Source organism: Candidatus Binatia bacterium, assembly GCA_036504975.1.
Classification (GTDB): Bacteria; Desulfobacterota; Binatia; order UBA9968; family UBA9968; genus JAJPJQ01.
On record DASXUF010000184.1, the window covers coordinates 1 to 8,042 of the forward strand.

An 8,042-nucleotide genomic window follows, 5' to 3' on the forward strand; every position below is an offset into this window, starting at 1 on the left:
ATGTGGTACATCTGCGCCGGATCTTCCGGCCTGCAAAGGTCGGCGACGCTTAGGTCTTCGAGAATTTGTTCCGCTGTCGCCACCGCCTGCGTCCATGCCTCAATGATTCTTCGGGCCGGGGGAGAGACCGGCAAACGGTCCCTCGTGCTTCTCCAATCGACTCCCATGAGAGGACCTTCCAGCACTTTCAGGACTTCGGCCACGCTGATGCTCTCAGCCGGCCGGGCCAAACGGTAGCCGCCGCCCGGTCCTCTGGCGCCGTGCACCAGATTGGCGCGCTTGAGCAGCACCATGATTTGCCCGAGGTATTCTTCCGGGATTCTTTGCCGCCGCGCGATTTCTTTTACCTGCGCGAGGTGCCGTCCCTTGGAGTTTTGCGCCAAATCCGCCAGCGCCAGCAGCCCGTAGTATCCCTTGGAGCCGACTTTCATTGTCAACATGTTTACACACTACGGCCTGAGAACGTCAAGTGTGGAAAATGCGGGGACATTGGAGGCATCATTTGCCGGCCGCTCTCATTCTCCTCTGGATTTGACAATCCCGATCTTCCGGAATAAGTTAAAACGGTTTTTTACCGGGGATCGATTTTTCAGGCTCATTGGCGATTTTTTTGGAGGAAAAATGGTGCGGCGTGAAAAAGCCAACTATGCGATCCAGTCGGTGTCGCACGCCCTCGATGTCCTCGAACAATTCAACGGCAACGTGGATGAAATCGGCGTGACCGAGCTGAGCAAGCGGCTGAAGCTCCATAAGAACAATGTCTTTCGCCTGCTGGCGACGCTGGAAGCGCGCGGTTACATCCAGCAAAATAAAGCGACGGAAAATTACCGCCTCGGGCTCAAATGCCTTCAGCTCGGCCAGCTCTATGTAAGACGGACGGACTTTTTGCTGCAGGCGAAGGCGACGCTGCAAGAATTGGCGAAGTCGGCCAACGAAAGCTGCTATGTCGCCGTCAAGAGAGGGCAGGCGATCGTGCCGCTCGATTTCATCGAGGCGGAAAATCCGGTACGGGTCGTCTCTTTCATCGGCAGGACTTTGCCGCTGCATTGCACCGCTCCCGGGAAAGTCCATCTGGCGTTCGAATCCGGCGAGGCTTTGGCGCAGACGCTGCCGGAAAAACTCCACCGCTACACCAACAAGACGGTGGTCGACCGGCAACTGCTTTTGGGCCAGTTGAAGGAAATCGGCAGCGCCGGCTACGCCGTCGACGACGGCGAGTTCATTGAGGAGGTGATGTCGGTCGCCGTGCCGGTTCACGACCATAACCGTAATCTGGTCGGAAGCATCGCGATCACGGGACCGGCTCACCGGCTGACGCCGCAGCGCGTCGAAAAGGAAATCGTGCCGCTGCTCACCAACGGAGGAAGACAGCTTTCGAGCCGCTTGGGTTATACGCGATAGAGATTCTCTCGGCGCTTCTTTCTTCCCTCGGTATCCGAAGAGTCGACAACATTCCGCAATGCTTACGACCTTAGAAAAAATTCTATTTATAGCGCTGACGCTCGGCGCGTTTTATTTTGCGGGAACCGGTTTCCTTCAGGTCTTCAAGACGATCCGGCGCGGCAAGCCCGAAGACCGCTTCGATCGTTTGCCCGAGCGCGTCCTCCAGGCCCTTTGGGTGGTCCTTACCCAACAGAGCGTGTTCAAGAAACGGCCCCTGATCTCTTTCTTTCACGCCCTCGTCTTTTATGGATTTGTTTATTACTTTCTTGTCAACGTCGTCGATGGCGTGGAAGGATTCTTTCCGTTCCGCGCCCGCGACGCCGTGTGGAACCCGTTCAATCTGATCGCCGATCTGCTCACGGCGGGCGTGCTGATCGGGATCGTGGCGCTGGCGCTGCGCCGTTTCGTGGTGCGCCCGCGCGATTTTTCCTTTGCGCCGAACGTTCCGCTGCACGAGGATGTCCAAGGCGGGATACGCCGGGACTCGACGATCGTTTCGGGTTTTATTTTCATCCACGTCGGCAGCCGCCTGCTCTCCAAGTCGGCGCAACTTTCGCTGGAAGGCGCCGATCCTTATCAGCCCGCCGGTTCCGCTTTTGCCGTGCTCTTTGCCGGCGCGAATCCGAGCGCGGTTACGGTTTTCGAGCATATTTTTTGGTGGGGCGCGTTGGGCTCCATCATGGTTTTTCTGCCGTATTTTCCACGCTCGAAGCACATCCATATACTGCTGGCGCCGATCAATCTGGCGCTGAAGAAGAAAAATCCCGGCGCGCTGGCGCCGATGGATTTCGAAAAGGAGGAATCCTTCGGCGCGGCCAAGCTCGAAGAATTCCCCTGGCCGCGGCTTCTGGACGCCTACAGTTGCATCATGTGCAACCGCTGCCAGGACGTTTGCCCGGCCTACGCCACCGGCAAGGCCTTGAGTCCGGCGGCGATTCTCATCAACGAGCGTTTCGAGCTGAACCGCATCCGCCCGGAATTCAGCTCGGGGAAAGAGAGCCCGCGGCCGCTGCTGGATTTTGCTTTGAACGAGGAGGCGACCTGGGCCTGCACGACCTGCAACGCCTGCATCGAAGTGTGTCCGGTGGGCAACGAGCAGATGCTCCATATTATAGATGTCCGGCGCGAGCGAGTGCTGTCGGCGGCGGAGTTTCCCAAAAATCTTCAAAAGGCCTTCAACGGCATGGAGCAAGTCGGAAACCCCTGGGCGATGGCCCCGGAGAGCCGTTTGGACTGGGCGAAAGGGCTGTCGTTTCCGGTTCCCACCGTGAAGCAAAATCCGCAGCCGAAAGTTCTTTACTGGGTGGGGTGCGCGGCGGCTTTCGATCCGCGCGCGCAAAAGATCGCGCGCAGCATGGCGGAGATCCTGAACGCCGCGGGGGTGAACTGGGCCGTGCTCGGTCTAGAAGAGAAGTGCACCGGCGACGCGGCGCGGCGCGCCGGCAACGAATATCTTTTTTCTCAGCTCGCAACGGAAAACGCCGAGACCTTGAACGGACTCAAGCCCGAGCTTATCATCACGACCTGCCCGCACTGTCTCCACACTTTGAAGAACGAGTATCCCCAGTTCGGCGGCAACTACGCCGTCAAGCACCACAGCGAGTTTATCGACGAGCTGGTCAAGGACGGGAAGCTGAAACTCCGGCCCGAGGCCGACGGCGCCGCCACTTATCACGATCCGTGCTATCTCGGCAGGCACAACGGGGTTTTCGACGCGCCGCGGGCGGTGATCGAATCCGCCGGCGTGAGGCTCGCCGAGCCGGAGCGCAAGCGGAGAAACAGTTTTTGTTGCGGCGCGGGCGGCGCTCAGTTCTGGAAGGGAGAAGAGCCCGGCCGCGAGCGGGTGACCGCCAATCGCTACCGCGAGCTGAAAGCGACCGGCGCCAAAACCGTGGCGACGGGGTGTCCCTTCTGCATGCGCATGTTCACAGAAGAAGCCGGCCAGGAAGAATCCGGCGCTCCGGCGATTCTGGACGTCGCGGAGATCGTCGCCAACAACCTTCGGAGATAGCCAAGGTGAGCGGTTCCCTGGCCGGAGCGGCGGCGTTTTTTTTTCTGCTGCTGACAGCCGGCCTTTCCACCTGCCGGTCCGAGCCACGAGTCGTCGTCTCGACCAAGAGCGGCAAGGAGTACGTCATGCGCGTGGAGATTGCCGATACGCCGGCCAAGCGGGAGATGGGACTGCAATATCGCAACGACCTGGCCGACGATCAGGGCATGCTGTTTTTGTTTTCCTCCGAGGAAGTCCTTACCTTCTGGATGAAAAATACGCCGATCCCGCTCGACATGATCTTTATCGGCAGCGACATGAAGATCGTCGGGATCGTTCACAACGCGGTGCCGTTCTCGCTGTCGCCCCGTTCGGTCGGCGCGCCGAGCCGGTTCGTGCTCGAGATCAAAGGCGGGCTGGCCAAACAAAAAGGAATCGAAGCCGGAGATACGCTGCGCTTCGAAGGAGTTTCGGTGGAAGGAGTAAAGCAGTAATCGCCTCACTCCTCACGCCTCACCCCTTACGTGAGGGGTAAAGAGTGAGGGGGGTAGGGGATTTAGATCTCGCTGAAGAAGTACGGCCGCAGGGGTTCGAGGGCTTCCTCATAGGAGTCCTGGTAAAGGAACCACAGAGTTCCCGCGATGCTGCTGAGGAGCGAGTTGCCGTCCTGCGGCGTGAAGCACATGCCCACCAGCTCGCGGTCTCCCTTCATCGTCAGCGTGCTCGAGGCGATCACCGTCTGGTTGAGAATGCGCCCGAACAGCCCGTGGTCGCGGCCGAAGGAAAAGACCGACGCCGAGGACTTTTTGTTGGTGAGCGCGATCCTCCGGTTGGCTTTGATCCGGCGCATCACTTCATCCATCTCCAGGGCCCGCGTGAGCTTCAGATTGAAATAGATCGTGTGCATGTACTGCGTGTTGAGCTTCAGCGCCGATGAGTAGATGTCGAGGTCCAGGCCGAGCGTCTTGAACACGTAGTGCGCGTCCCTTCCCTGGTGCGTGCCGAAGCGCGGGTCGTCGTGCTTGCCGACCTCCGGCGCGGGGATAAATTCTCCCTCCTGGCTCAAGTCGTTGGCGCGGCGCATGCAGACGAAGCGTCCCTCTTCCAGGTTATTTTCTTTTTCCGGTCCGAGGGCGATCGTGTCGATGAGAACGGCGAGGTTGTGGGTGTTGCAGCTCACGACCTGAAGGAACTGGTCCTTCCCCCGATCGAGCGCCCGGTCGTTGATGCCGCGCGCGTACATCTTGCCGAAGCCGTATTCGCTCCCTTGAGCGATGAATCCCCGGCCGTTGCCGGCGAAACGCTTGTAAGTGTTTTCTTTGTTTTCGTTTCCGACGGGAGTGCAGTCGATCACGACGCTGGCCCGCTCGAGCGCTTCCTCCGCCTCATAGGCGGGCGTCATTCCCATCTGCTTGAAACTTTCCCAACGGTCGCGATCGACGCACAGTTTAGCGCCACCCTTCTCGGTAAGCACCGTCACCTTCGAGCGGTCGGTTAGAAGCGGCGTGCGCTTATGGAAGGTGACCTCGTCGATGCCGAACGGCTCGCGAAAAGTATTGAGGATTCCGATCAGGGGCTCGCCGATGGTCCCGGTCCCGACCACGTGGACGATCTTTTTTTTCTGTGCGTTCGCCATTTACCCCTCGGAATCTACCCTCTGAATCAATACGGAAGGAATCGCGGGCCGCGTAATTTTAACATAATCATTTTATACTATAGATTGCGCCGGAGGGAAAGAGATTACGCGCAAGCGCCGGCTTTTCACACGGAGAAAAAGGTGCTAGGAGTTTCAAAGAGGCACACCATGGGACAAGAAGTGATTCGAGCGACAGCGTTTTTTGACCGTCGGTTCGGCGTGACGTCTCGTGATTTGGAAAAAATCCTGGAACAGGCGCTGGAGCGAAAGGCCGACTACGCGGATCTTTATTTCGAGTATCGCGTGAACGAAGGCGTCAGCCTGGAAGAAGGATTGGTCAAGCAAGGATCGCGCTCGACCGCGAACGGTGTCGGTGTCCGTGTATTGGCGGAGACGAGGACCGGGTACGCCTATACGGACGATATCACCATCGAGAACCTCGCGCTGGCGGCGCGCACCGCGCAGCACATCGCCTACCAACGCGAGTCGCGAACGCCGGTCGCGGTGGGTAGGGAACGCGTGGAAGCGCACGATCTTTATCCCATCGAAGCTCCGCCGACCGATGCGCCGCTGGAGAAAAAAACCGGGCTGCTCTACGAGATGGACCGGCTCGCGCGCTCGCTCGATCCAAGAATCAAAAATGTTTTTGTCTCATTCGGCAGCGAGCAGAAAATCGTCCTGGTGGCTTCTTCGCAAGGCTGGGTCGTGGGCGACATCCAGCCGCTCGCACGGCTTAACGTTACCTGCATCGCCGAAGAGCATGGCAACCGCCAGACGGGAAGCTACGGCGGCGGCGGGCGTGTTGAGTTCGATTTTTTTACCAGGAAAGATAGCTACGAGCGATACACGCGCGAGGCGGTGCGCCAGGCACTGCTCAACCTGGAAGCCACCGACGCTCCGGCCGGCACGATGGACGTCGTCCTGGGACCCGGCTGGCCGGGCATCCTGCTCCACGAAGCGATCGGCCACGGACTGGAAGGCGACTTCAACCGCAAAAAGGTATCGGCCTTCAGCGACCGCATCGGCCAGAAAGTCGCCTCGGAGCTTTGCACCGTCGTCGATGACGGCACGATCCCGTCGCGCCGCGGCTCGCTCAACATCGACGACGAGGGAACGCCGACGCAGCGCACCGTCCTGATCGAGAAGGGCATCTTGCGCCGTTATCTTCAGGATCGGCTGAACGCGTCGTTGATGAAGATGCCGCCTACGGGAAACGGGCGGCGCGAAAGCTACGCTCACATCCCGATGCCGCGGATGACCAATACGTTCATGCTGGCCGGCGACAGCGCCCCCGACGATATTCTCCGCTCGGTAAAAAAGGGTCTTTACGCCGTTTCTTTCGGCGGCGGCCAGGTGGATATCACCAGCGGCAAGTTCGTGTTTTCCGCGAGCGAGGCCTACCTGATCGAGGACGGCAAGGCCACGCGGCCGGTCAAGGGCGCGACCTTGATCGGCAACGGGCCGGACGTGCTGACGCGCGTCTCGATGGTGGGAAACGATCTCAAGCTCGACGAAGGCGTCGGCACTTGCGGCAAAGACGGCCAATCCGTTCCCGTCGGCGTGGGCTTGCCGACGATCCGCATCGACGGTTTGACCGTCGGTGGCACGAGCGCATGATAAATGAATGTAGGGGCGCGATTCATCTCGCCCGTCAAATATGGAACGCCTGGAATTAAATCAAGAGCTGGCGAGCGATATCCTCGCGCAGGCGAAGAAAAAAGGCGCGACCGCGGGCGACGTCGTCATGGCCGAGAGCGAAAGCTCGTTCGTTGCCGTGCGGCTGCGGGAAATCGAAAAAATAAGCCAGGCGCAGGAGAAGCGGCTCGGACTGAGACTTTTTTTCGGCGCCAGCTCCGCTACTGCGTCGACTTCTGACATATCGAAAGGCGCGATCGAGCGGCTGGTGGACGAAACGTGCGCGCTGGCGCGCGCGACGGCCAAGGACGAGTACAGCGGCCTTCCGGCCCCGGAGGATCTTGCCCGAGAATTTCCCGATTTGGATCTCGTCGACGATCGCGGCCGCTCGCTATCGGTCGAGGAAAAGAGTCAAATCGCGCTCGACGCCGAGAATGCGGCGCTCGAAGCCGACAAACGCATCACCAACTCCGAAGGCGCCGAGTTCTCGTCGGGAATCAGCCGGGTGATCTATGGCAACAGCCACGGGTTTTGCGGCGAATACCGGGGCTCGACGTACGGCATTTCGGTGGCGCCGGTCGCGAGCTCGAACGGTTCGATGCAGCGGGATTACTGGTACTCTTCGCAGCGAAAGTTCTCCCGGCTCGAGTCGCCCGAATCGGTCGGCCGGCGCGCGGCGGAGCGTGCGCTGAGAAGATTGGGCGCGCGCAAGGTCAAAACCTGCGAGCGTCCGGTGGTCTTCGATCCGGAGATCGCCGCGACGCTCTTGCGCCAGCTCTCGTCTGCTATTTCCGGCTACTCGCTCTACAAGGGCGCTTCGTTCTTGGTCGGAAAGCTGGGCGAGAAGATCGCCTCGGATTTAGTCACGGTCGTCGACGACGGCACGATTCCCGGCGCGCTCGGATCGAGGCCTTTCGACGGCGAAGGACTGGCGACCAGAAAGAAGACGGTCGTGGAGCGGGGAGTTCTGAAGAGTTATTTATTGGATACCTATAGCGGAAAGAAGTTGGAACTGCCCTCTACTGCCAACGCGGCTCGTTCCGTCGGCGACGTACCGGGCGTGAGGCCGATGAATTTTTTTCTTCTTCCCGGCGCGCATGCGCCGGTTGAGATCATCGCCTCGGTCGACGACGGCTTTTACGTCACCGAGCTGATCGGCTTCGGCGTCAATCTCGTGACCGGCGATTACTCCCGCGGCGCGGCGGGACTCTGGATCGAAAAAGGCAAGCTCGCCTATCCGGTCGAAGAGGTCACGATCGCCGGCAATCTCAAAGACATGCTCCGTAACATTGAGATGGTCGGCAACGACTTGGAGCTGCGCGGACGGATCGCCGCGCC

Annotated in this window: 7 protein-coding genes; 5 read left to right on the forward strand and 2 right to left on the reverse strand. The window is 59.8% G+C overall.

Annotated features, from left to right (window positions below; all coding sequences use genetic code 11):
• A partial coding sequence (locus tag VGL70_22515) for an Rrf2 family transcriptional regulator (protein HEY3306304.1) occupies nucleotides 1-440 on the reverse strand: 440 nt, incomplete at its 3' end.
• A 181-nt stretch (nucleotides 441-621) separates the two neighbouring features.
• On the opposite strand from VGL70_22515, the gene VGL70_22520 reads away from it, so the two are divergent.
• The 3 genes from VGL70_22520 to VGL70_22530 are packed head-to-tail and all read left to right on the forward strand — an operon-like array spanning nucleotide 622 to nucleotide 3,927.
• Entirely contained in the window at nucleotides 622-1,401 is a 780-nt protein-coding gene (locus VGL70_22520; GenBank protein HEY3306305.1) for an IclR family transcriptional regulator, read from the forward strand.
• 58 nt (nucleotides 1,402-1,459) lie between these two features.
• Nucleotides 1,460-3,454, forward strand: a complete 1,995-nt coding sequence (locus VGL70_22525; protein HEY3306306.1) for a (Fe-S)-binding protein — start codon at nucleotides 1,460-1,462, stop codon at nucleotides 3,452-3,454.
• Nucleotides 3,455-3,459: 5 nt separating this feature from the next.
• The gene (locus VGL70_22530) at nucleotides 3,460-3,927 is read left to right on the forward strand and encodes a DUF192 domain-containing protein (GenBank protein HEY3306307.1); all 468 of its coding nucleotides are present in this window, start codon (nucleotides 3,460-3,462) and stop codon (nucleotides 3,925-3,927) included.
• Between the two features lie 62 nt (nucleotides 3,928-3,989).
• Here the strand turns inward: VGL70_22530 and VGL70_22535 are convergent, their stop codons facing one another.
• Nucleotides 3,990-5,069, reverse strand: a complete 1,080-nt coding sequence (locus tag VGL70_22535) for a hypothetical protein (GenBank protein ID HEY3306308.1) — start codon at nucleotides 5,067-5,069, stop codon at nucleotides 3,990-3,992.
• 168 nt (nucleotides 5,070-5,237) lie between these two features.
• On the opposite strand from VGL70_22535, the gene tldD reads away from it, so the two are divergent.
• Nucleotides 5,238-6,686 carry a metalloprotease TldD gene (gene tldD / locus VGL70_22540; GenBank protein ID HEY3306309.1) on the forward strand — a complete coding sequence of 483 codons (1,449 nt, stop codon included), beginning with the start codon at nucleotides 5,238-5,240 and terminating at the stop codon, nucleotides 6,684-6,686.
• Between the two features lie 40 nt (nucleotides 6,687-6,726).
• On the forward strand, nucleotides 6,727-8,042 hold a 1,316-nt coding region (locus VGL70_22545; GenBank protein HEY3306310.1), incomplete at its 3' end, for a TldD/PmbA family protein.

Coding starts and splice junctions, on each gene's coding strand:
- tldD (HEY3306309.1), top strand. CDS start 5,238: ATGGGACAAGAAGTGATTCGAGCGACAGCGTTTTTTGACCGTCGGTTC.
- VGL70_22535 (HEY3306308.1), bottom strand. CDS start 5,069: ATGGCGAACGCACAGAAAAAAAAGATCGTCCACGTGGTCGGGACCGGG.
- VGL70_22525 (HEY3306306.1), top strand. CDS start 1,460: ATGCTTACGACCTTAGAAAAAATTCTATTTATAGCGCTGACGCTCGGC.
- VGL70_22520 (HEY3306305.1), top strand. CDS start 622: ATGGTGCGGCGTGAAAAAGCCAACTATGCGATCCAGTCGGTGTCGCAC.